This window comes from Litchfieldia salsa, from assembly GCF_900104555.1.
Classification (GTDB): Bacteria; Bacillota; Bacilli; order Bacillales; family Bacillaceae_L; genus Litchfieldia; species Litchfieldia salsa.
Genome location: NZ_FNJU01000007.1, coordinates 142,448 through 166,337 on the forward strand (window position 1 = coordinate 142,448; position 23,890 = coordinate 166,337).

Annotated in this window: 23 protein-coding genes and 1 pseudogene; 7 read left to right on the top strand and 17 right to left on the bottom strand. The window is 34.9% G+C overall.

Annotated elements, in window-relative coordinates:
• Positions 1 to 68 precede the first annotated feature (68 nt).
• The 3 genes from BLQ56_RS14665 (at position 69) to BLQ56_RS14675 (ending at position 3,407) form a co-directional block, all read left to right on the top strand.
• Positions 69 to 560 (top strand): ImmA/IrrE family metallo-endopeptidase, encoded by a 492-nt coding sequence (locus tag BLQ56_RS14665; protein WP_238457273.1) that lies wholly within the window; start codon positions 69 to 71, stop codon positions 558 to 560.
• 47 nt (positions 561 to 607) lie between these two features.
• The gene (locus BLQ56_RS14670; RefSeq protein ID WP_238457274.1) at positions 608 to 2,152 is read left to right on the top strand and encodes a recombinase family protein; all 1,545 of its coding nucleotides are present in this window, start codon (positions 608 to 610) and stop codon (positions 2,150 to 2,152) included.
• Between the two features lie 286 nt (positions 2,153 to 2,438).
• On the top strand, positions 2,439 to 3,407 hold the full coding sequence (locus tag BLQ56_RS14675; RefSeq protein WP_090855824.1) for a hypothetical protein: 969 nt from the start codon (positions 2,439 to 2,441) through the stop codon (positions 3,405 to 3,407).
• A 301-nt stretch (positions 3,408 to 3,708) separates the two neighbouring features.
• Here the strand turns inward: BLQ56_RS14675 and yhbH are convergent, their stop codons facing one another.
• A complete protein-coding gene (gene yhbH, locus BLQ56_RS14680) occupies positions 3,709 to 4,899 on the bottom strand; it encodes a sporulation protein YhbH (protein WP_175490315.1) in 1,191 nt (396 codons plus the stop codon).
• Positions 4,900 to 5,451: 552 nt separating this feature from the next.
• On the opposite strand from yhbH, the gene BLQ56_RS24220 reads away from it, so the two are divergent.
• A complete protein-coding gene (locus tag BLQ56_RS24220) occupies positions 5,452 to 5,952 on the top strand; it encodes a CBO0543 family protein (protein WP_090855829.1) in 501 nt (166 codons plus the stop codon).
• A gap of 351 nt (positions 5,953 to 6,303) precedes the next feature.
• Here the strand turns inward: BLQ56_RS24220 and BLQ56_RS14690 are convergent, their stop codons facing one another.
• The 13 genes from BLQ56_RS14690 to gnd all read right to left on the bottom strand — a co-directional run bounded on the left by BLQ56_RS14690 (position 6,304) and on the right by gnd (position 17,341).
• Positions 6,304 to 6,726 carry a DUF3995 domain-containing protein gene (locus tag BLQ56_RS14690; protein ID WP_090855832.1) on the bottom strand — a complete coding sequence of 141 codons (423 nt, stop codon included), beginning with the start codon at positions 6,724 to 6,726 and terminating at the stop codon, positions 6,304 to 6,306.
• Between the two features lie 16 nt (positions 6,727 to 6,742).
• Positions 6,743 to 7,330, bottom strand: a complete 588-nt coding sequence (locus BLQ56_RS14695; protein ID WP_175490316.1) for a TetR/AcrR family transcriptional regulator — start codon at positions 7,328 to 7,330, stop codon at positions 6,743 to 6,745.
• A 364-nt stretch (positions 7,331 to 7,694) separates the two neighbouring features.
• Entirely contained in the window at positions 7,695 to 7,964 is a 270-nt protein-coding gene (locus BLQ56_RS14700; protein WP_090855838.1) for a hypothetical protein, read from the bottom strand.
• 399 nt (positions 7,965 to 8,363) lie between these two features.
• Complete coding sequence (locus tag BLQ56_RS14705; RefSeq protein WP_090855841.1) at positions 8,364 to 8,624, bottom strand: HPr family phosphocarrier protein; 261 nt, start codon at positions 8,622 to 8,624, stop codon at positions 8,364 to 8,366.
• A gap of 71 nt (positions 8,625 to 8,695) precedes the next feature.
• Positions 8,696 to 9,688: a C-terminal binding protein gene (locus BLQ56_RS14710; protein WP_090855844.1), complete on the bottom strand. Its 993-nt coding sequence runs from the start codon at positions 9,686 to 9,688 to the stop codon at positions 8,696 to 8,698.
• Positions 9,689 to 9,706: 18 nt separating this feature from the next.
• On the bottom strand, positions 9,707 to 10,603 hold the full coding sequence (locus tag BLQ56_RS14715; RefSeq protein WP_090855848.1) for an AEC family transporter: 897 nt from the start codon (positions 10,601 to 10,603) through the stop codon (positions 9,707 to 9,709).
• 6 nt (positions 10,604 to 10,609) lie between these two features.
• Complete coding sequence (dgoD, locus tag BLQ56_RS14720) at positions 10,610 to 11,758, bottom strand: galactonate dehydratase (RefSeq protein WP_090855851.1); 1,149 nt, start codon at positions 11,756 to 11,758, stop codon at positions 10,610 to 10,612.
• A gap of 24 nt (positions 11,759 to 11,782) precedes the next feature.
• Positions 11,783 to 12,427 carry a bifunctional 4-hydroxy-2-oxoglutarate aldolase/2-dehydro-3-deoxy-phosphogluconate aldolase gene (locus BLQ56_RS14725; protein ID WP_090855854.1) on the bottom strand — a complete coding sequence of 215 codons (645 nt, stop codon included), beginning with the start codon at positions 12,425 to 12,427 and terminating at the stop codon, positions 11,783 to 11,785.
• Positions 12,428 to 12,445: 18 nt separating this feature from the next.
• Positions 12,446 to 13,411, bottom strand: coding sequence for a sugar kinase (locus BLQ56_RS14730; protein ID WP_090855857.1), 966 nt, complete (start codon positions 13,409 to 13,411; stop codon positions 12,446 to 12,448).
• 23 nt (positions 13,412 to 13,434) lie between these two features.
• Positions 13,435 to 14,715, bottom strand: a complete 1,281-nt coding sequence (locus BLQ56_RS14735; protein WP_090855860.1) for a TRAP transporter large permease — start codon at positions 14,713 to 14,715, stop codon at positions 13,435 to 13,437.
• Between the two features lie 18 nt (positions 14,716 to 14,733).
• Entirely contained in the window at positions 14,734 to 15,264 is a 531-nt protein-coding gene (locus BLQ56_RS14740) for a TRAP transporter small permease (RefSeq protein WP_090855863.1), read from the bottom strand.
• 83 nt (positions 15,265 to 15,347) lie between these two features.
• Positions 15,348 to 16,406, bottom strand: coding sequence for a TRAP transporter substrate-binding protein (locus tag BLQ56_RS14745; protein ID WP_090855865.1), 1,059 nt, complete (start codon positions 16,404 to 16,406; stop codon positions 15,348 to 15,350).
• Positions 16,407 to 16,444: 38 nt separating this feature from the next.
• Entirely contained in the window at positions 16,445 to 17,341 is an 897-nt protein-coding gene (gene gnd, locus BLQ56_RS14750) for a phosphogluconate dehydrogenase (NAD(+)-dependent, decarboxylating) (RefSeq protein WP_090855868.1), read from the bottom strand.
• A gap of 235 nt (positions 17,342 to 17,576) precedes the next feature.
• Between gnd and BLQ56_RS14755 the strand changes: the two genes are divergently transcribed.
• From BLQ56_RS14755 to BLQ56_RS14765, 3 genes are all read left to right on the top strand, one after another.
• A complete protein-coding gene (locus BLQ56_RS14755; protein ID WP_090855871.1) occupies positions 17,577 to 18,431 on the top strand; it encodes a MurR/RpiR family transcriptional regulator in 855 nt (284 codons plus the stop codon).
• 33 nt (positions 18,432 to 18,464) lie between these two features.
• Positions 18,465 to 19,943, top strand: coding sequence for a gluconokinase (locus BLQ56_RS14760; protein ID WP_139163106.1), 1,479 nt, complete (start codon positions 18,465 to 18,467; stop codon positions 19,941 to 19,943).
• Between the two features lie 209 nt (positions 19,944 to 20,152).
• Positions 20,153 to 20,581 carry a hypothetical protein gene (locus BLQ56_RS14765; protein ID WP_090855874.1) on the top strand — a complete coding sequence of 143 codons (429 nt, stop codon included), beginning with the start codon at positions 20,153 to 20,155 and terminating at the stop codon, positions 20,579 to 20,581.
• A 376-nt stretch (positions 20,582 to 20,957) separates the two neighbouring features.
• On the opposite strand, the pseudogene BLQ56_RS14770 reads toward BLQ56_RS14765, so the two are convergent.
• The 3 genes and pseudogenes from BLQ56_RS14770 to BLQ56_RS14780 form a co-directional block, all read right to left on the bottom strand.
• A pseudogene (locus BLQ56_RS14770) lies at positions 20,958 to 21,311 on the bottom strand (stage V sporulation protein R); the annotation flags it as partial.
• Between the two features lie 112 nt (positions 21,312 to 21,423).
• A complete protein-coding gene (locus tag BLQ56_RS14775; RefSeq protein WP_090855876.1) occupies positions 21,424 to 22,872 on the bottom strand; it encodes a PAS domain-containing sensor histidine kinase in 1,449 nt (482 codons plus the stop codon).
• Entirely contained in the window at positions 22,869 to 23,690 is an 822-nt protein-coding gene (locus BLQ56_RS14780; protein WP_238457275.1) for an alpha/beta fold hydrolase, read from the bottom strand. Before BLQ56_RS14780 ends, BLQ56_RS14775 begins: the two co-directional genes overlap by 4 nt.
• Between the last annotated feature and the right edge of the window lie 200 nt (positions 23,691 to 23,890).

The window sequence follows — 23,890 nt, forward strand, 5'->3', positions numbered from 1 at the left end:
TATTTGGACTTTTTCTTTTTATTGTAAAATAGAACATATGTTTGTATAATTATCTTGAGGTGAGTATTTTGTCTTATATCTATAGACCTTTTGAAGTCGAGAAATGGATTTCCCGTTATTATCTAAAGATTGGAATGAAACAACCTGAGGAAATCAATGAAATAGCTATTGCAAGATCATTTAGAATTTATTTGACTTATACTGAAAAGAGATCCTTTGCTCATAAGGAAGAGAATTTCAAACTAATCAATATTGATAGTCGATTAACGAAGTTTGAACAGCGTGAGCATTTTTTTCATGAATTATGCCATATCCTACGACACTGTGGATATCAAATAATGATGCCGAAATCATTTAGGGAGCTTCAAGAATTTGATTCTAAGAGATTTACTCGTTACGCAGCTATCCCCTTTGATATGCTTAATACAATTGATTTAAGAAGCCCCTATGTTGTCCAAAACATGGCTGATACATTCAAAGTATCAGAGGATTTATGCAGAGAACGATTAGAAGGAATTCACCGAAACAAAAAAACTAAAAAGCCTGTATTTTATACATAATTAGTTAACTATTTTATAAAATATTAAGTACAAGGTAGGTGATTTTTTTGACTAGACTTTATGGATTGGACTTGGACCTATATATTAGAAAAAGCCGAAAAGATATTGAAGAAGAGAAAAAAGCAGAAGGACAAGGTCAAACATACGACACTCTTGAAAGACACAGAAAACGTCTTCTGGAAGTGGCTAAACGAGAGAATCACAATATATTAGAAATACATGAGGAAGTTGTTTCAGGAGAATTTATTACTGAAAGACCAAAAATACAAAAGCTTTTAAGAAGGGTTGAAGCAAGCGAGATTGATGCAGTCCTTGTAATTGATCTTGATCGTCTGGGTCGTGGTGACATGTTAGATCAGGGCTTATTGGATCGAGCATTTAGGTACTCGGGGACAAAAATCATTACACCAAATGAAATCTATGACCCAGAAGATGAAAGTTGGGAGCTGGTCTTCGGGGTAAAATCATTAGTTGCTCGACAGGAACTTAAATCTATAACAAAGCGACTACAAAATGGGCGAAGGGATTCAGTGAAAGAAGGCAAATCTATTTCTCGTAAACCTCCATATGGATATTTAAGAGATGAAAAATTAAAATTATATCCAGATCCTGAAACAAGTTGGATCGTAAAAAAAATCTTCGAAATGATGTCAGGAACCTACGGAAGACGTACTGTTGCTGAAGAACTAAACAAGCTGTCTATTTCCCCTCCTACCGGTGTTACCTGGGAACCTACAACAATTGCAGAAATGATTCAAAATGAAGTATATCTTGGATCAATTATATGGGGAAAATTTAAATCGGTAAAAAGAAACGGGAAATACATCAGAAAGAAACAACCAAAAGAATCATGGCTAATCAAATCAAATGCACATGAACCCATCGTATCAGAAGAGCTATTCAAAGCAGCTAACATGGCTTATAAACAACGTTGGAAACCTCACACTATTAAAGGTAAGAAACTATCAAATCCCCTAGCAGGTATTTTAAAATGTGAAATATGTGGTAAAGCTATGGCAAATTATCCAAGAAAGGATAGACCAAATGACCAAATAAGATGTTCTAATATAGCTTGCAAAGGAATCCAAAGAGGAGCTTCCTTAAACATAATTGAAGAGAAAGTACTTCAAAGTTTAGCAGAGATTGTTGAATCCTTTGAGTTGCCATTAAAAGAACATAATAAAGAAATAGATTCGGATACTCCATTAAAACGGAAGGCATTAGAAAAAAAAGAGAAAGAAATTGAAGAAATTATCGGACAAAAAAACAACCTCCACGATTTATTAGAACGTGGAGTTTATACAGTTGATGTTTTTATAGAAAGACAAAAGATTTTAACAGATCGTATTAAGGAACTGAATGAATCTATAAAACTACTATCCAATGAAATAGAGTTAGAAGCGCAAATTGAAAAGACACAAAATGAATTCGTGCCAAAAATTAAAACCGTTCTAGAGTCCTATCACCTAACTGATGATATTGAAATGAAAAATATGCTCTTAAAATCTGTTATCACTAAGGCAACTTTTTTAAGAAAGAATGATTGGAAAAAAAGAGATCAGTTTATTATTCAACTTTACCCACACATTTAAAAAAATGCTGGAAATTCTTCTAAGTGCTTGAAAAACACCAAATGACATATTATCAATGCCATTGTCAACGTGCTAATTACTAATTAATTATAAAATGTTATTTGATTGATATGTTGATATAGAAGTTTAGTTGAAGAAGATATGAATTTATCATTTTAAAAGTTATAGAAAATTCAAATGTAATGAGGAATGCCTTGTCCTGACTAACACTAGTAAAATTATGTAACTTGTACTAAACTAAAAGTTGGAATAATTGTAATGTTAAATAGGATAGGGTGGGGTTGGTATGAATATAATAATTAATAAATCTCAAAAGGGAAATTATAATACTAATTTGTATAATTTATTAAATAATGTTCCGGAAAATGTCTTATATAATAAAGAACATAGATTAAGACCACCTCTAGGTATATATTCTGTTTCCACAGCTCGTGTATTTAATGCCTTTGAAAACGTTCTAGCTTTACTGAAAAACAAAGATTCTAAAATTGATGAAATTGCTACTGAACACGGAGAATTACTTGATTCATTAATGGCGTATATTGATGATGGCTATTTAATGATAAAGTGTTTTTTCCCTGCTAGTAGTGTTAAAAAGAATATTCCTTTTGCACATAGCTGGTTAAAAGCAGTTGATAATAACATAAAAAAAATAATAGAAGATTACCAAAAAGATTTATTTGTTTATAGAGATATTTTGGCCAAGATTGTAAACAAAATTAAGCATAATCATGCTAGATACTGTCACATTGAAGCTTCAACAATTTCTGGGAAAATAAGGGGCTTTTATATTGAAGGAGTAAATGAAAAAGGTGTTATTATACCTGAATTAGAAATACATCCAAAACATAACAATCTTTATACTTCTATTTCTTATAATAAAGATATTAAAGAGAGAATAGTTGACTTTTATATAATCTCTAAATTATTGGAAAATGTTATATACAGAATCATGAAGACAAAATATAATATTACTTTAACACCTACTATGTGCAGTTATAACCACGACGATAAAGTTCTAAAAATACTTGAAGATTGTGAAAGCCTTCCGAATGTATACTTTCCAGATGAGTATGACAAAGAAATACCACAAATAAAAATTGATTCAAACTCAAATGTAATAGAACTGCGAAGCTCTGCTTATAAAAGTTTTAAGAAGAAATTAGTTAAACCTCCAAGTTACAAAATTAGAACTATGATGACTGCTGATGGTGTTTCAAATTCATGGGCCTTACCTTACTTTGGTAAAGAGTAAATAATTTATATCAATAACAAGTTCATTTACCTCTAATGTCTGCTTAAGTTTGTTCCTGTTTTAAACAACCGTCTTTTTTTAGGCGGTTGTTTTTATCCTTGTTCAACTATAAGGGTGCTTTAATTAAATAAGACAATAAAATATAGAACGCTTGGATTTTTTTAGTATCCAAGCGTTTTTGTTTGCTACTTGTACTGTATTTATGATTCTAATCATACTGTGAACTAGAATGATATTATACATGTTATTTTATATTCTCCCCCATTATCGGACACTTAAAATTCATCATAGCTTCTTAATTTTAAACATTTGCAAAATTTAACTTCACTTTTTTCTCCTTGTTACTAAAAAAGGTTCTTAAACAATTAAACACATCTCCCTTAGTCCGTAACACATAACTTCTAAATTTCTCGTTATCTATATTCTTGTATGCACTTTGGATAGATGACGGGCGGTTGTATTGATTTACTTCTCCATAACCAAACATATTGGATACCTTCATTAATTCTGACACTAATTTAACACAGCGTGCGTTATCTGAAGTTAAGTTATCACCATCTGAAAAATGAAATGGATAGATGTTGAATCTTGATGGCTGATACTTTTCATCGATTAGTTCTAATGCTTTTCGATAGACGGATGAACAAATTGTACCACCACTTTCTCCTTTAGAGAAAAAGTCTTCCTCTGAAACGACTTTGGCTTCAGTATGATGTGCAATAAATTCTATTTCTACCGTTTCATATTTTGTTCGTAAAAATCGAGTCATCCAGAAAAAGAAGCTTCTTGCCATATACTTCTCCCAAATTCCCATCGAACCACTCGTATCCATCATCGCTAACACAACAGCCTTTGAGTCCGGTTTCACTACTTCATTCCATGTTTTGAACTTTAAATCCTCTTGATAAATTGGATGAAACCCTGGTTTACCTGTCATTGCATTTCTTTTATACGCCGACATCATCGTTCGTTTCTTATCAATATTCCCCATTAAACCAGTTTTACGAATATCATTAAATTCGATATCCTCGACTACATTCTGGTCCCGTTCTTTTTGCTGAAGATTTGGTAGCTCAAGCTCCTTAAATAGTGCTTCCTCTAATTCCATCATTGATACTTCAGCTTCATAATAATCTTCTCCAGCTTGATCTCCGGCACCTTGCCCTTTTCCCGGACCTTTTTGTCCTGGACTTGGAGTACCATCTCTTGCGATCACATCTCCAACCTGGCTTTCTCCATCACCTTGGCCTACATGTTTGTTTTTGTCATAGTTATATCTAATTTTATACTCATCTAAAGACCTTATTGGAATTTTGACAACCTCTCTACCGTTAGACATGACAATATTTTCTTCAGTGATTAAGTCAGGTAAATTATTCTTAATCGCTTCTTGGACCTTGTCTTGATGTCTGATTTGGTCATCATGGCCTTTTCGGTGGAGGGACCAATCTTCTTGGGAAATGACAAAGTTCCTCGCATTACCTTTTGACACGTAAATCCCCTCCTTAACATTTTTTTCATTTTTCATGCACACATTTTCATACGATTACATACATTATGTTGACGGGTTTTTAATGGGTCCATCTTTTTCTTAATAAAGTGGATTACTCTATCCTATGCAATAACGAGGGATTATTGACAAATAATTTCGAAAATTAGGCTTGTACAAGCTAAAAATGGACATGTACGTGACCTTTAAGGGCGGCGCGGCTTATGATGTCAGGGTCGATGACACGTGGAGCTAGACACTAAAACTGAGTTCGAATCTTATAGCAAGCGCCATTCTTAGCACAGAAAAAAGGTAGGGGCTAAGAATACGTCGGAGGGGACTGCGTTTTTTATTGTAAGTACTTTTCTAGAATACAAAAGAAACAGCAAATCAAGTAGATGACCTTGACTGCTGCTTCTTTTTTGACGTACTTAATGGTCATTTTGTCTATGCTTTTCTATTGAGTAGTATATTGAACTGCTCATTAAGATTATCTAGATTTACAACACATATAATTTAAATTTTAAGACAACCTATTTTTTAGAGGTGAAATAAATGCGCAAAAAAAGCCATACTCTTGAAAAAACAATAGAAATTTCTTCTTGGGTTGTCACAATAATATTATTAATAAAGTTTGTACCTCGAAACAGGATTAGGGAAGCCCATTTGACCTTCTCATTCAAACAAATAATTACATGGCTGTTTGGACTATTGGTAGTTGAAAAAAAGTTAATATCCTACCCATATAGACTTTTCTTTAAGAAATCGAACAAGTCTAGTTTTACTTTTGAATATTTTGTATATCCTGCTTTATGCTCTTTTTTTAATTTATACTATCCACATAATAAGGCTATTTTCATTAAACTGCTTTATTATTCTTTCTACTCATCAATTATTACTGTATTCGAAGCCTATGCTTTCAAATATACTGATTTAATAAAATACAATAGATGGACCTGGTATTGGAGTTTCCTAACAATTTGGTTAACGAATTATTTGTCTAGAATTTATTACATATGGTTTTTTAAAGATAAATTTGATAATCAAAAACTCTAAGTATCTTCAATTAAAGGAATATCGGCTATCTTTTTTAAGTATCATTTACTGTACCTTACTTGAACTCCGTCTTTCGTATCAAAAGTTAATTTTTAGTAAAAACTAACTCAAACATATTTAAGGAGTGCTGTTATGAAAAATAAGTTAGATTTTCTAATCACCTTACACATAGCCAGTACAATACTTTCATCAATTTTTAGTATTGTAATGCTAGTTTTAACTTTAAAGCATGATAAACAAGTGACTGGTGGTAGTTATAAGTAATAATTATCCTTTCACTACCTTTACACTTCACATTTATTTTGAACATTCCAATGTTCCAACTTTAATTGACCAGTAAGTACCCCATCTTTAAAATAACCATGAAGTCATAAATATTAATCCTAAAAATAAGCACAGAGGAGTGTAAAGTTTTGTATCGTACTTAGAGAAATTAGTATTTTTGATTCTCTTTGAGAACCCCAAATATTTGAAGTCTCCAATTGCTCTAAGTAAAAAAATGACAGTAAGTATGATACTTGACCATTTCGTAAAGGAATTGGGTAAAAAAAAGGGAATTAAATTGTTTTGAGCTAATAATATAAAAGCCGCACCAATTAACCCAACTGCAACAATTAAAGTTTCAATGCCTCTCGGAGTAAATACTGTTCCACCCTCTACTTTTTCAGGTAAAGAAGATTGGAATCCCCATGTACCACCAAATAGCCAATAAAAATGTAACACGCTTACTAAACCTAAGATTATAACCGACAAGTAAATGAATAGTTGTTGCATCTCAATACCTCCACTCTTAATTTAGTTGTTGTTCAACACCTTCCCAAACCACTTCATATTGCCTTTCAAAAATAGAGATAATATCCACACTCTCATCATTACTTATAGACCAAATAATTAGTGTATTAAAATAGATTCCTACAAGAACAGAAGCAATCGTTTTTGAATCAAAACGGGTATTTATTGTTTTATTTGTTTTTGCTTCTTCAATCAACGTTGTCACGGTTTCTTTAAATAAGTATATGTTTCTTGATTCATCATTTAGAGCAGATCGAATGGTTTCTGACAACGTAAGTTTTAAAAGATCTGAATTTTCCAAGTATACGGATAAGAGTTCCTTAAAAATGAGTAGAAGTTGTTGTTTAATTTTTACATCCTTATGTTTTTGTGCAATCTCTTGAAGATAATCATTTTGCGAATTCCCTAGATACAGTAAAACGTGTTCCTTCTTTGGAAAATAATTAAAGAATGTACCCTTTGCAATTCCACAAGATGATGTAATTTTTTCAACAGTAACATTGTCATACCCATACTCCTTAAATAGTTCGATTGACTTAAAAAATATTTGTTTTTTTAATTCTTTTTTTCGTTCTTCTCGTAACATCGAATTTCTACTTCCTCCAATCAAAATGACCATAGTCATATTTTGACTATGGTCATTTTGACATTAAAACCATATTTTAACAATCAGTATTTCGAAATGATTTTTCTAAGCAAAAAAAGAGCATTCCCTAAAAGAAAGTTGCTCTCCTTCTAAGTCTCTGTATAAGTTAAGCTGTATCACTCTTCTTAAGCATACCTACTTATTTGTTTAAGTGGATTACTTCAAAAAGCTGGCTGCTAATACGATCTTTACAGCGCAGTAATAGTCAAAACACACATTAATGAAACTAACAATCTTAATTAAACATTTGCGCTTTGATTGCTGAAGGTTGTTATAAAACTTAAGATCTCATTATCCAAAATCATCAATCCATTAAGCCCTCATCTATATATACTGCCATTCCCTCTTCTTCCAGACATTCACCAAAAAATATAACTACTTTCCTATAGTCATGGTTGAGTATATTCAAATCTTGGTCATTTGCATCATATACAGCCACTACAACATCTTTAGCATAAAGATTAATATAATCATCTAATCCATTTAATTGTGCCTCAATACTGAATTCTTGGCCATTAATTACTTCTTTGTTTGACTTCAATGCCATAGATAATAAGTGTTTAATTTCTTCCATTTATATAGCCTCCTATAGTTACCTCTTTATAGGTTGTAATAGTTTGGAGCTTAAAGATTTTTGGTAGGTAATGAAGAAGCATTTTATAATTAAATAATCAACATATTACTATGATAATTATCCACGTGTGATAAGTTAATAATAGCAACGTAGGATATAGATGTCTATTTCTAAAGATAGTGTAAAAACCACTATAATTCGTGTTTTTTTACAATTACTTTCCCTACTTTTTCAGATATTTTATTTTTGTATAAAAAATACTGTTGGCTCTGCAAATAGTTGTAATTAAATAACTTTCGCTAAAAATACAGTTAAAACAATAAAAGGCTTCAAAAGAAGCCCTATTTTCTTAGGGCTTAAAGTGATTTTGTGTACTTATATTTTCTTATTTAATAAAAATCAAGTTAATACCTTTAATAACTCATCTATAGCCTTGTCACAGTCGTCACCTTCAACCCTGACCAGTATGGAATCTCCATTCTTCAACTGTAAAGTAATTAGTCCTAAAAAGCTCTTCAGATTTATATCATGGATAACTCCGTTCACTGTCTTTGTTAAAAAGATATCTGAATGGAATTTTTGGGTGAGATTGCTTAAATCAACGATCGTCATGTTTTCCGAAATATTAACGATAATGTTCTTACTTATTGAATTTCCCATTGTATGAACTCCCTTTATAATTAGTTACTTCATGTCAACTGCTTTTATATAACTTTGACTTTATGCCCTAATTACTGATCTTTTAATCTTACCTTTTCCTTCACATTCTTATTAACTAAGTAGCTAGGGTAATACCCTTTTAATACATCTAAGACATTTTCAGCAGTTTTTCGTTTTAGTTCCATCTCCGATTCTTCCGAATACCATGCCACATGAGGGTTTAATATAACATTATCCATTGTGAATAGAGGATTACTTTTATCAATCGGTTCGATTTCAACAACATCTAAGCCTGCTCCAGCAATTCTACCTGTTTGTAACGCTTCTATTAAGGCACCTTCTTCAATTACCGGGCCACGAGATGTATTAATAATAAAAGCCTCTTTTTTCATTTTCTTAAATTGTTGGTAACTAATCATACCTTTTGTATGTTCATTTAATGGAGCATGTACAGATAAATAATCTGATTGCTCGCATAGTTCTTCAAGGGTTACTAGCTCTACATTTAATTGTTTTGCAATTTCCTTAGGGATAAAAGGATCGAACGCAATAACTTTCAAACCAAACGCCTGTGCCTTTTTAGCAACAGACTGTGGTATATTTCCTAATCCAACTAAACCTAACGTTCTTCCTCTCAATCGAAAAATAGGTATACTGACTTTATAATCCCAATTGCCACTTTTTACTTCATTATTTAAAAGGACAGTCTTCCTTGCACACGATAACAGAAGGGCCATTGCGTGGTCAGATACCTCATCAAGGCAATAATCGGTTACATTCCCGACAATAATCCCTTTTTCAGTTGCCGCATCCACATCGATTGTATTATATCCAACACCATATCTGGAAATCACTTTACACTGCTTTAGGTTCTCAATAACATTCCTTGTAATTGGCGCATATTGATTAATTAATGCATCCGCATCATGACAAGAATTAATTACCTCTTCCTCAGTTTGACATTGTGTTAGGATAAGCTGTATTCCTAATTGAGCTAGAACCTTTTCCTCCGGTTCAAATGTGTTGTATTCATAGTCCGTTACAACTACTTTATATGTTTTCAATTAATTCACCTCTTTAAGCTAGCCTAAAATGAATAAAAGTAAGGTTATCGTAACTATACTCACTAATGTTGTAATCAAAGTAATACTTGAAACTAAATCAGGTTCACAGTCGTATTGAACAGCATACATAACAGTCGTTGCTGCTGATGGCATAGCAGCTGATAAAATGAGAACATTCCTTAATAATGGCTCCATAGGAAACAATGAAACAATTCCCCAAGCCACTAACGGTGATAAAAACAACCTCGTCAATACCCCGAATGAGATTTTATCCCATTCCATATGACCAAGTTTTATTTCTGCTAGCTGCATTCCTAATATAACCATTACTAATGGGATTGTGGCTGGTGCAAGCAAATCAATAGCAGAAAGGATGTTTGTAGGGACGTTTACCTCGAATATATTTAATATAAGGGCAATGATAACTGCATATGTTGGAGGCATTTCAAACACAGACTTGATAGCATATTTTATCCCCGCCTTGCCTCTGGCAGCATAATAAATCCCAAAAAAGTTCATAATGATTGCCTGTAGCACTAAAAATGTAACAGAATATGCAAAGCCAATCTGTCCATAAGCAAATAAGATGATGGGTGCCCCGTAATTACCTGAATTCATAAATGCCGTTGATAATACTAACCCACTTTCAACTGATGGCTCATAGTTTTTAATTCGACAATAGATTTTGTTAACAAGAATCATAGCAATAAGTAATAATATAGAAAAAATCACCATAATTCCATATTGTTTATTTAATTCTGCTGGATAGAATGTTTGGAAAACCAGCATCGGAGTGAAGATATAAATTGCCACAGTTGAAAGTGCTTTTATATTTAGTTTCTTCCATTTTTGAATCCCATAACCTGAAAGAAAAATTAATAATACGGGTAAAACGACTTGAAAAAAAATAGTCATTCCTTATTACCACTCAGCAACTGTTCCATCTTTATGTCGCCATACGGGATTTTTCCAATTATGGCCTTCTTTTGCTTGTTCATTTACGAACTCTTCATTCATTGAAATTCCTAAACCTGGACCCTTGAGTAAATCTACATAACCATCTTTGTATTCAAAGACTTTTTTATCATTTAAATAATCTAGTAGATCACTACCTTGATTGTAGTGAATACCTAAGCTTTGTTCTTGAATAAATACATTATGTGAGGTTCCATCGACCTGTAAACAAGATGCTAACGCAATAGGACCTAGTGGACAATGTGGGGCAACGGCAACATCATAAGCTTCTGCCATCGCAAATATTTTTTTACACTCCGTTATCCCCCCTGCATGCGATAAGTCTGGTTGAATAATATCAACATAACCATCTTCGAGTAACTTTTTAAAATCCCACTTTGAAAACATTCGCTCTCCAGTTGCAATCGGTATGTTTGTTGCATGAGCGATTTCACGAAGGGCCTCATTATTTTCTGGTAATACAGGCTCTTCAATAAACATGGGCCTAAATTGCTCAAGTTCTTTTGCAAGGATTTTTGCCATAGGTTTATGGACTCGACCATGGAAATCGATTCCAATTCCTATATAGTCTCCAACAGCTTCTCTAACCGCAGCAATTCTTTCTACAGCCTCATCAATTTTTTGATACGAATCAATGTATTGTAATTCTTCTGTGCCATTCATTTTTACTGCTGTAAACCCTGCTTCAACCGCTTCTTTTGCAGCCTTCCCTACATCACTAGGTCGATCTCCGCCAATCCAAGAATACACCCTTACTGAATCACGACAAGCTCCTCCCATTAATTCATAAACAGGTGCATTTAAATACTTCCCTTTTATATCCCAAAGAGCTTGATCAATTCCGGAAATAGCACTCATAAGAATTGGACCACCTCTATAAAAGCCGGCTCTATACATAACCTGCCAATGATCTTCAATTCTTAATGGGTCCTTTCCAATTAGGTATTCACTCAATTCTTCCACTGCTGCCTTAACCGTTGCTGCACGTCCCTCTATGACGGGTTCTCCCCAGCCGACAATCCCCTCATCTGTTTCAATTTTTAGGAATAACCAACGAGGTGGAACAATAAATGTTTCAAATTTGGTAATTTTCACCCTCTTATCCCCCTATACTACAATTTATCCTCTAGCGTTTTTAATTCTCTTAATGAATTCACGAGCAATATCTGTTAATACTTCATAACGTTCTTCATCAATTGCTTTCTTATCTACTAAAGTACCACCAGCTCCAACAGCAACTGCCCCACTTTTAATAAAAGCTTCCACATTGTTTAGACTTACTCCACCAGTAGGCATCATTGGAATATGAGGAAGTGGTCCTCGCAGATTCTTAATATAATCGATTCCAAGGGAGTCACCTGGAAAGACCTTTAACAAATCAGCTCCAGCTGAATATGCTTGCACCACTTCTGTTGGAGTCATTACCCCCGGGATTGAGATCTTTCCATATCGATTGGTTAGTTGAATAGTTTCAACATCCAGAATAGGCGAAAAGATAAAGTCTGCTCCTGCATCAATTGCGGCTTTAGCCGATTCTGCATCTAAAACCGTTCCTGCTCCAACAAGGACTCTATCTTCAAATGTCTCCTTCAGACTAGTAATCATAGGAATTGCCCCAGGAGTATCTACTGTTATTTCAAGGGCTCCGACGCCTCCCTTTACAAGTGCTTCTGCAATTGCATGAATTTGAGAAGCTTTAGGTTTCCTAATAACAGCCACTAGTCCTGATTCTTTTAAACGAATTAAATCTTCCCATTTTTTCACCCGTTTTACCTCCTCTATTCATCGATTAACATCTCTACTGTCTCCACTTGGATTCATGAATCTTTCTACCTTGGGCAGCGTTGGTAAGCCTTCTATATCACCATTAACACCAACAACCATTGCACCTATTGCATTTGCTTTCTTAACAACTAAAGGTAAAGGTTCCTCAAGTAAGATCCCACTTATAATCCCTGCAGCAAATCCATCACCTGCTCCAACTGGATCGACTATTTGCTTTACAGGAAAACCTTCTATATATTGCTTTTCATTCTTTGTATGTAGGTAAGCCCCTTTTGCACCCAATTTAATAATGATCGTTTTATCTTCTTTTCCCATGAGGGCTTCGGCTATCTCTTCCACTTCTGTTTTTCCTGTCATAAACTGACCCTCATCTAAACCTGGTAAAATCATGTCAGCATGTGTGGCTATTTCGTTAAACACTTGTTTTGCTTTCTCCACAGACCATAGCTTTAGTCTCAAATTAGGGTCAAATACTATTTTTATTTTTTCACTTTTCGCAATTTCAATTGCTCTTAGAACCGTTTGATAGCAAGATTCACTCAGAGCCGGGGTAATCCCTGTAATGTGGAGGAGCTTAGCCTGTTTTATGTATTCTTCATTCAAATCGCTTGGCTCCATTAAGCTAGCTGCTGAGTTTTTCCGATAATAGTAAACATTAACTTCCTCTGGGGATAATTTCTCTTTAAAGAAAATTCCAGTAGTTGCTTCATCTGTAAAAAGACAGGAAGATGTGTCAACACCTTCCCCACGAATATATTTGTGAATATATCTTCCAAATGGATCGTTTCCAAGTTTACTAAACCAACTAACAGAATGGCCAAGTCTAGCTAACCCGATCGCAACATTCGATTCAGCGCCACCAATTTGCTTTGGGAAATGATGAATATATTCTAAAGGTAACATTTGTTCCGCTTGGAAAAGAACCATAGTCTCTCCAAACGTAAAAACATCAAATTTATTCATTTAAAACCCTTCTTTATCTATTATTAGCCCCCTAAATTAACCAGGAACATTGAAATCTGTGGGATAAATGTCACAAATAGCAGTGTTATAAGCATTGCAAAGAAAAATGGTATGACTGCCTTCGACAAAGTTTCAATAGATAAGCCAGATATCCCAGAAGCCACAAACAAGTTAACCCCTAGCGGTGGTGTAATAAACCCAATAGCAAGGTTAACGATCATAATAATCCCAAAATGAATCGGATCGTAACCTAATTGCAAACCAATTGGCAATAATATCGGCGTTAATATAATGATCGCAGCTAAGGTATCCATAAAGGTACCAACGATTAGGAGTAAAAGAGTAATCAATAGGATAATAACAAGTGGATTATCCGATATTGAAAGCATTCCATTTGCAACTTTAGTTGGAATTTGTTCAATTGTTAAGAAACGACCAAATGCTGTAGCTGTTCCAACAATAATAAGCACAGTAGCTGTTGTTAGTGCCGAATCTGCTAATATTTTTGGGATATCCTTAATACTTAATTCTCGATACAGAACTAAACCAGCAAATAACCCATAAACGACTGCGATAACTGCTGCTTCTGTTGGTGTAAATATTCCACCATATATCCCACCTAATATAATGATTGGTATTAATAATGCCCATTTAGCATCCCAAACTGCTTGCAAGATTTTTATTATTGACGTAGGTTCGTCTAGTCCCTTGTATCCTTTTTTCTTTGAATAATAGTATGCCCATATAATCATCGACAAACCAACAAGGATCCCAGGAACGATACCAGCTATAAATAAATCACCAATAGATGCGTTACCAACCACACCATAGATAACCATCGGAATACTTGGAGGAATAATAACTCCAATTGAACCTGCAGCTGCAACTGTAACCGTTGCAAACTTTTTATCATATCCATTACGAACCATTGCTGGAATCATTATTCCACCAATCGCTGCTACTGTTGCTGGACCTGATCCAGAAATAGCCGCAAAGAACATACAAGTAATAATCGTTGCAATAGCAAATCCACCTGTTTTGTTACCAACTATAGAATTAGCTACTTTAAAAAGTCTCTCAGATATTCCACCCTTACCCATAATTTCGCCAGCAAGGATAAAAAATGGAACTGCCATTAGAGGGAAAGAATCTACAGATGTAATTAATTCTTTAGCAAGAAACTCGACAGGTAATGAACCTGAATAGAAAATTGTAATTAAAGTAGCAAGACCAATTGAAATTCCAATTGGTACACTTAAAAATAAAAGTATAGCAAAACTACCAAATAAAACGGCAGCAGTCATATGTTTTACCCTCCTAAATTATTCAAGAACATCTTCCTGAATTCTTTCAGCTTCAGTACGTTCTTCTACTTCGCCCTTACCAAGTAAAGCTTTTATATATTTAATTAAATTTTGAATAAGACGAATTAGAGTTAACCCTATCCCAATTGGCGTCGCCATATAAACTAGCCCCATTGGAATTTGTAATGCTGGGGATTTTTGACCAAATCCCAATAATTTATTTGCGATATCAAATCCATAACGAATAATAAATAAGGCAAAAACAATGAAAAGAATGTTCGCTATAATAGTTAAAATAAGTCTTCCCTTTTCTTTTAGTAGTACCAATACAACATCTACCTTTATGTGCCTTTGTTTTTTTACTCCATAGCTAATACCGATATATACCATCCAAATAAAGCAATATCGTGCTAACTCCTCAGACCACGATAATGAATTATCTAAAAGTCTCGCAATAACTTGAATAAAAATGACAGAAACCATGATAGAAGAAAAGATCACTAATAATGTCTCTTCAATATGTCGATCAAGCCATCTTATAATTTTCATTTTGTTCTCCTTTATAAAAGAAAATATACTTATTTAAAAAAGACTTTGAGAGCGTATAATCCCAAAGTCTTTTCTGTTAGGAATTACTTAGATGCTTCTTCAATTGCATCATATACTTCTTGAACGATGTCTTTACCAATTTTATCAGCATACTTATCAATTACTGGTTGAACTAGTTCCTTCATCTTTGCGTGTTCTTCTGGAGAAATTTCAGTATATGTCATGCCCTCTTTTTGAAGATCTTGTAAATATTGAGTATTTGCTTCACGATTTAATTGACGCTCATATTTACCAGCTTCTAATGCAGCTTCTTTAACAATTTCTTTTTGCTCGTCTGTTAGACCATCATAGAATGATTTACTCATTAAGAATACAAATGGGCTATAAATATGATTTGTATTTGAAACATGTTTTTGGACTTCAAAGAACTTCTGTAAATAAATGGTAGCATAAGGATTTTCTTGTCCATCAACTGTACCTTGTTGCAATGCCGTAAATAGCTCTGTAAATGCCATTGGTGTTGGGTTGGCACCTAATGCACGGAATGCTTCAAGGTGTACTTCATTTTCCATCGTACGTAATTTTAATCCTTTAAAATCTGCTGCAGTAGTAATAGCACGTTCGCTATTAGTTACTTGTCGGAAACCATTTTCCCAGTATGCTAAACCAACTAAGTCCTGCGACTCTAATTTTTCTAAAAACTTTTGTCCAACTTCTCCATCTAACACCTTATCAGCTACTTCTTCACTTGGAAATAAGAATGGGAAATCAAACACACTATACTCTGGAATAAAGTTTGCTAATGGAGCTGTGGATGGAACAGTTACCTCTTGAGATCCTAATTGAAGAGCCTCCGTCATTGTACGATCATCACCAAGCTGACCACTATGATATGTCTCAACAAGGATTTCCCCGTTTGTTCTTTCTTCTACAATTTCTTTGAATTTTAATAACCCTTTATATTGTGGATGAGCATCGTTTAATCCAATACCTGCACGGATTGTTTTTGCTTCAACAGATTCCTTATTTTCCTTTTCATCTCCGTTGTCAGCGCCTTCATTTGCTTCATTGTTTCCACCACCACATGCCACTAAAGCAAGTAGCAAAAATACAGTAAGTATAACACTTAAAAACTTTTTCATTTGAAAAGTCCTCCTAAATGATTTTTTTTGACTATATGTTATTTACTTATAACCTCGTGTCCACCAAACTCATTTCGTAACGCTGCAACTACTTTACCTGTAAATGTGTCATCCTCAAGGGATCGATATCTCATTAATAGAGATAGAGTAATGACCGGAGCAGGAACCTGTAGATCTAAAGCTGTTTCAACAGTCCATTTTCCTTCACCCGAAGAATTCATAATTCCGCGAATCCCGTCAAGCTTAGGATCCTTTGAAAAGGCAGTTTCTGTAAGCTCCATTAGCCATGACCGAATTACTGAGCCATTGTTCCACACCCTTGCAACACCTTCATAATCAAAACTAAATTCGCTTTTTTCCAGAATATCGAATCCTTCTGCAATAGATTGCATCATTCCATATTCGATTCCATTATGAATCATTTTTAAATAATGGCCACTACCTAGCTTTCCTGAATAAAAATATCCATTTTCAACGGTAACATCTTTAAATATTGGTTCAATCTTATTAAAGATTTCGTTATCTCCACCAATCATCAAACAGGCACCATTTCTAGCTCCATCTACACCACCGCTTGTCCCACAATCCAAAAAGTGAATCCCTTTCTCTTGTAGTTCATTCCCTCGCCGGATAGAATCTTTATAGTTTGAATTTCCACCATCTATGACAATATCCCCAGTTTCTAACATTTCTCCTAACGAAGAGAGAACGTTTTCAGTTATTTGCCCGGCGGGTACCATCATCCAAACAATCCTTGGAGACTCTAATTGTTTAACCACTTCTTCTAGGGAGTATGCTGCAATTGCTCCTTCTGAACATATATTCTTTACATTATCTTCAGAAATATCATATGCAACTAATTCATGGCCATGATCTAGTAAATTCTGGGATAGGTTATAACCCATTTTACCAAGGCCAATCATTGCTAACTTCATATAAATTGTATCCCCTTTCACTCCTAGTTATGAAAATTTATTCCGCAAAACTGATTATATAATTATTTTTTTTTCTTTTCAACCATAAAAATAAAAATTTTTTTCTTTTATACTTTTTCAAAAAAATATTTTTCATTATTTTTATCGTGTATTATTATACTATTAGTGACTCTTTTATTTTTACGTTTTTAAACGCTTTTATGTATGTATAAATTAAAAAAGGGGGATTATTCTCATGACCAGCCATGCGCTTTATTGCTTTTCTCGAATCCGCTCTCTATATTCGCAATTTAGTGAGAAAGAAAAAATTGTAGCTAATTATATATTAGAAAACCCGAACAAAATTATTCACTCCTCAATTAGCCAAGTTGCTGAGGATCTAGATATTGCTGACTCCACTGTATTTCGTTTTTGTAAAAGGATTGGATTTAAAGGTTATCAAGCAATGAAAATAGCATTAGCATCTGAACTAGTTTCCCCAATCGAAGATATCCATGAAACTATTTTGGAAGAAGACGATGAGAAAACAGTGTTGGAGAAAGTATTTAAATCGAATATAAGGACATTAGAAGAAACCCTTCAGATTATTGAAGGACAACATTTTAGTTCAGCTGTAAAGGCTTTAACAAATGCTAGAAGAATTGAATTTTATGGAAGTGGTGGATCAGGAGCTATAGCACAGGATGCACATCATAAATTCTTAAGAAGTGGCTTATCTTCAATTTGTTATACTGATTCTCATCTTCAGGTAATGAGTGCTTCTCAATTAACAAGGGAAGATGTAGTTGTACTTATTTCTCATTCTGGAACGAGCAAAGACATATTGGAAGCCCTTGAGGTTGCAAAAAAAAATGGAGCCACCACAATTGGAATTACTCATTATGCTAAAACCCCTCTCAGCAAAAGGGTGGATATCCCTCTATACACTGTGTCACAGGAAACAGAGTATCGCTCAGAGGCACTAGCTTCTCGTCTTGCTCAGCTGAGTATCATCGATGCTCTTTTTGTGAATGTTAGTATAAACCTTAAAGATCAAATGAAAACTTCCCTTCAGAAGATGAGAAATGCTATTTCAATTAAACGGATATAAATAACAAGAGTTTATTTAGGAGAAATTATAACTATGGCAAAAGATATTGTAATAGGATTAGATATAGGTACAACAAGTGTTAAAGCAGTAGCTTTTAATAAACATGGAATGGTCCACTACGAGGCAGAAGTAGAATACCCACTTTTGACACCTCAACCCGGGTGGGCAGAGCAAGATCCAATAGTAATTGAACAATCCACTTTACAAGTAATCAAAAATCTTGTTTTGGGAGGTTCAATTAAACCTTCTGACATTCTTTCATTTGGAATATCTAGCGCTATGCATTCTTTAATATGCATTGATAAGAATGGGAATCCCCTCTCTAACTCAATTACATGGGCTGATGGGAGAAGTACAAAACAAGCAAGAGAAATAAAAGATAACTATGGTCATTTGATCTATCAACAGACAGGTACTCCAATACATCCAATGTCACCTTTAACTAAATTGGTCTGGATGAAAGAGAACAATTATAACCCATACAAACAAGCATCCAAATTTATATCTATTAAAGAATTTATTCTATATCGTTGGTTCGGGGCAGAACTAGTTGACTATTCCATAGCTTCCGCTTCTGGTCTCTTTGATTTGCATACACTTGATTGGAATTCAACTGCCTTAACCATTGCAGGGATTACCAAAGAACAACTTTTTAAACCAGTAAAACCAACTGAGGTAATTACAGGTTTAAAGAGTCATATCGCAAAAGAAATTGGTATTCGTAATGATATTCCTTTTGTTATCGGTGCTAGTGATGGGCCACTTGCAAATATAGGTATAGGTGCAATCTCTCCCGGAGAAGTTGCAATAACAATTGGTACAAGTGGGGCAATAAGGCAAATTGTTCCTACTCCAAAGACAGATAAATTACAGCAAACTTTCTGCTATGCCATTACAGATTCTCTATCACTTATTGGTGGACCTACAAATAACGGTGGAATCGTTTTAAGGTGGCTAAGAGACACGATTGGTCATGAAGGTAGTTACGAGGAGTTAATTGCTTTAGCAAAAGACGTTCTACCTGGCTCAGAAAATCTTCTTTTTTTACCATATCTAAATGGTGAAAGAGCTCCACTATGGAATTCTGACATACGCGGAAGTTTCATTGGACTATCTCTCAGACATAAAAAGGAACATATGATAAGGGCAGGATTGGAAGGCGTTATTTTTAGTATATATCATGTTGGACAAGCATTAGAAAGGTTAGCTGGTTCACCACAAAAAATACTAGCAAGTGGTGGATTTGCGCGTTCTTCCCTTTGGCTTCAAATATTAGCTGATGTCTTTAATCAGGAAGTTCAAGTACCAGTAAGCCATCAAAGTTCAGCTTGGGGAGCTGCTTGGTTATCACTTTATGGAATTGGAGAAGTAAATAGTCTAGAACAAATCAAACAACATATTCCAATGCAAGGTAGTTACCTTCCTGATAAAAAAGGTAATGAAAAATATCAGGAAATGTTTAAAATGTATAAAGATTTTTCAATAACTTTAAACAATTTCAAAAGCAAATGACTTTTTTCTCCCCTAACACAATTTAAGTGAAAGTGAAGAACAGTAATAACAGAAACTCATATTGATTAAGTTAAACCTTGGTGCTCCCAGGGTTTTTCTTGTTTAAAACAGAAACTCTAATGATTAATTGTCCATCTTATACTCTAGAAGTGAAAAAATAAAAATAATAACATTATCAAGAACGGACATATTAAAAATGGAGGTGTGTTATGAATAAACTATTTGCTCTTTTTTATATAGTAATAATGGTTTTGGTTGGTTGTAACTCAGATGACAACTTCGTTACTTACAATGATCAGAAGGTTAGCCTACACGGGAGGATATCAACACTTGAAACCAACCGTCGTTCCGGAGAATTCACCAATGTTGTAACAGATGATGGAATCCCAAATTTAGTTAGTATCACTGACTCTAATCATTACAAAAGTGATGTTAGGAAGGCCCATGAAGTAATTTCAATGTTTGATCAATATAAAACAAATAATGTTCGTCTCAATGGTAATCATATAGAGGTAATCGTTTATCAGGAAGAGAAATCAACTCCACGGCAACAAATAGAGGCCGAAGAAAGTTTACGTAGCCAACTATTAGCCGCATTACCACGTTATACAATTGAAGTATCCATAAAAGAATACTGATTAATAGGATATTCTTTTAAGAATATGTATTTAAAGTAGGATTTTATTAAATAAATTAAATTTTACCTAATGCCTAAAGGAATTGAGATTATTTTGGGGTTGTCACTCCTTTTTAACTGAACAAGATTATCGGTTACGGGATGATACATAATACAAGAAAAGTGCTTCGGCGCCCACCTATCGACGACAGGCATAAGACAGGCAGCTGACTAAGATGAATTCTTTGAATTCATCTTAGAAGGCGCTTTTTGCCTTCCGAAGCGATCGGCTTATGCCCCCAAGCCGATCGTGCTTGGAGCTAGACTAAAACTAGATTAAATTTTTATACATTCTTATCTTGATATAAAAGCCACTGATTCCTCAGTGGCCCCATGAGTCAAACATATTTCCTTGTCACACTCTTCCCATCATACGTAAACACAACACTCTTATTCTCAATCATCGATTCCATATGAACTGGTCTACCCCAAAGTTGGTGAAGGTATGGCATGACTTTCTCAAGATATTTCAAATCAAGTTCAATGCCCTCATACCAATGCTTTAAGTATAGCTCCCCTGCCTTCATATAGTCTCCATCATTGACTGTGATATATGGGAATCCCCCATTGACCCGCATGCTCACTAGCTGATCACGTACTTGCTCCCATCCTTTATCAACAATCTTATAGTCACGTCCTTGCTTCTGGAATAAGTACATATCCTCACGCATTACTAAATCTTTTGTAAGGTACTTAAAGATGTTCTTTTCACATGCTTATTAATACACCACATAATTAGGCATACTCTTTGCTCGTTATTTTTTTTGCATTATATGAATAGTTTTCCGAGATTCCACCAAGCAACTAGTGCCCCGATGGAACATAGTTTTGCGGCTTTTCCCCCAATGGCAAGAGTACCTCAACCGTGGTTCCTTTGTTCAATCTACTTGTGATATTTAACGATCCTTGATGATCTTCAATGATTTTACGACAAACCATAAGCCCTAACCCTGTTCCCCTTTCTTTTGTTGTATAAAATGGTTCCCCAATTCTCTCAAGTTTGTCTTCATGAATGCCTTCACCCTGGTCAATAATGCGTAAGAGAACACTATCCTCATCGATGTTGTTAGCCATTATTATTATTTGACCACCATATGGCATCGCTTCTATCGCGTTTTTAAGAAAATTGATAAATATTTGCTTCATTTGATTTTCATTGCATTGAATGAAAGTCGGGACATTTTGTTCGCACTTCACTTCTACTTCGATATTATGTAAATGCATCTGTGATTCCATAAGTATGCAAACCTGTTCAAGCAAGGCTCTTAAATCCACTTGCTTTAATTGCTTAGCTTGCGGTTTTGCAAGGAGCAATAACTCGTTTAAAATGAGTTCAATTCGATTCATTTCATCTGTCAAAATTTCAAAATAGTAAGGATTTCCGTTACCCTCTGATTCCATCAATTGATGAAATCCCTTGATAGACGTTAAAGGATTGCGAATTTCATGGGCGATGCTCGCAGCAAGCTGACCCGCTAAGCTCAGTTTTTCCGAATTCAAAAGAAGCTCCTGGGTCTTTTTCCTTTCTGTGATATCGCGTATGATCGCGCTCCAGTAATATTCGCCATTCGTTTGCCAACAGTTAAGAGAAATTTCAGCAGGGAACTCCGTGCCGTCTTTTCGAAGTCCACTCAATTCAACCATTCGTCCGATCGCCATTGTTTTTCCTGTGGCACAGAGACGCTCCACACCTCGACGGTACGTTTCTATGAGATGCTCAGGAACAATAATCTCCATATCTTGCCCGATAGCTTCTTGTTCGTAATAGCCGAAGAGCTCCTCTGCCGCTTTGTTCCACGCTATAATTTCCATTCTTTGATTTGCCAAAACAATGGCGTCAATTGCAGATTCAACGATCGATTGCTTGGCCTGTTGCGCCGCTTTCTTCGCAAGAAGGAGTTCATGTTCTAGTTTGTGTCTTTTCACTGTTCTGATAAGGATACAATCAAAGATAATCACTCCGTCCCGTTCGCAGCATATTCCATTTAAAAGGACTGGCACTTCAGACCCGTCGCCGGATTTCAAAGAGAAGTACATCTCCTCTACTTTGCCATGCATCATCATCATAGGATAAATATAAACTTGGTAAAAAATCTTGCTTGACTCCGTTAGAATTGCATCTACTTGCCGACCCACAGTATTGCAGCGCTCTGCAATGATCCACTCCAAGAGTTTATCATTAATCGACTGAATGATTCCGTCTGTGGAAAGTGATAAATAACCACATGGCATCTGATTTATATCTACGTTCATATAATTTGCAACTTTGAAAGGTAGTCTTTAATCAGTTCTGCTGTTTCCTCAGGATGACTCAAATGAGGACAGTGCCCCGTTGCTTTCATAAATTGAATTTCGCTGCCTGGCATATGGCGATGTATATATTCGCCTACTTTTGTGGGGGCGATCGCATCATCAGCGCATTGCAAAACAAGCGACGGAACAGTCGCTTTCGAAAGATCCTTACGGTTATCGGAGAAGAAGGTCGCCCTTGCAAAGTTGACGGCGATATTCGGATCAGTCGAACAGAAACTTTCCTCCAATTCTTCGGACAAATTGGGGCGATCCGCATTTTTCATGATCATAGGTGCGAATTGGTTTGCCCACTGGATATAATTTTTCTCCATCAAATCAACGAGACCTTCGAGGGCGCTTATTTCAAAACCGCCAGCGTAGTCAGGAGGATCATTAATATAACACGGGGAAGGTCCGATCATAATTAGACGTTCAAAATACTTGGGGTCCTGTATAGAAGCAATCAGTCCGATCATACTGCTGACGGAGTGTCCTACAAAAATAGCTTCTTGTAATTGGAGAGTATCTAAAACATCTATTACGTCTTGGGCATAACCCGAGAGTTGACTGTATCTTGTAGGGTCATAGAACCGTAGATCGGTATTTCCTGCACCTACGTAATCGAAGGTAATAATGCGGTAATCTTTTTTGAAAGCCGGAGTAACATACCTCCACATCCTCTGGTCACAACCGAAGCCTGGAGCAAAGATAATGGGCTTATCACCAGTTCCTGTTATCTTCACGTCGTTTCGCTTTATAATATCGATGTTACGTCTCACATAGAGAGCCTCCTTCATAAATAGAATGGGTAACACAACGAAAAAAATATTAACCTGAATTTGAAGTAGTATTTTAAAGGTATATTTATATATTATCAGAGTAATTCGAATCCAAGTCAATTAGTTTAGTAGTAATATCCACTCATCATTCTGCGGCGAATTTCCGCGCTTCGTTACGAGGTTAAAATGTGAAGGTTTAG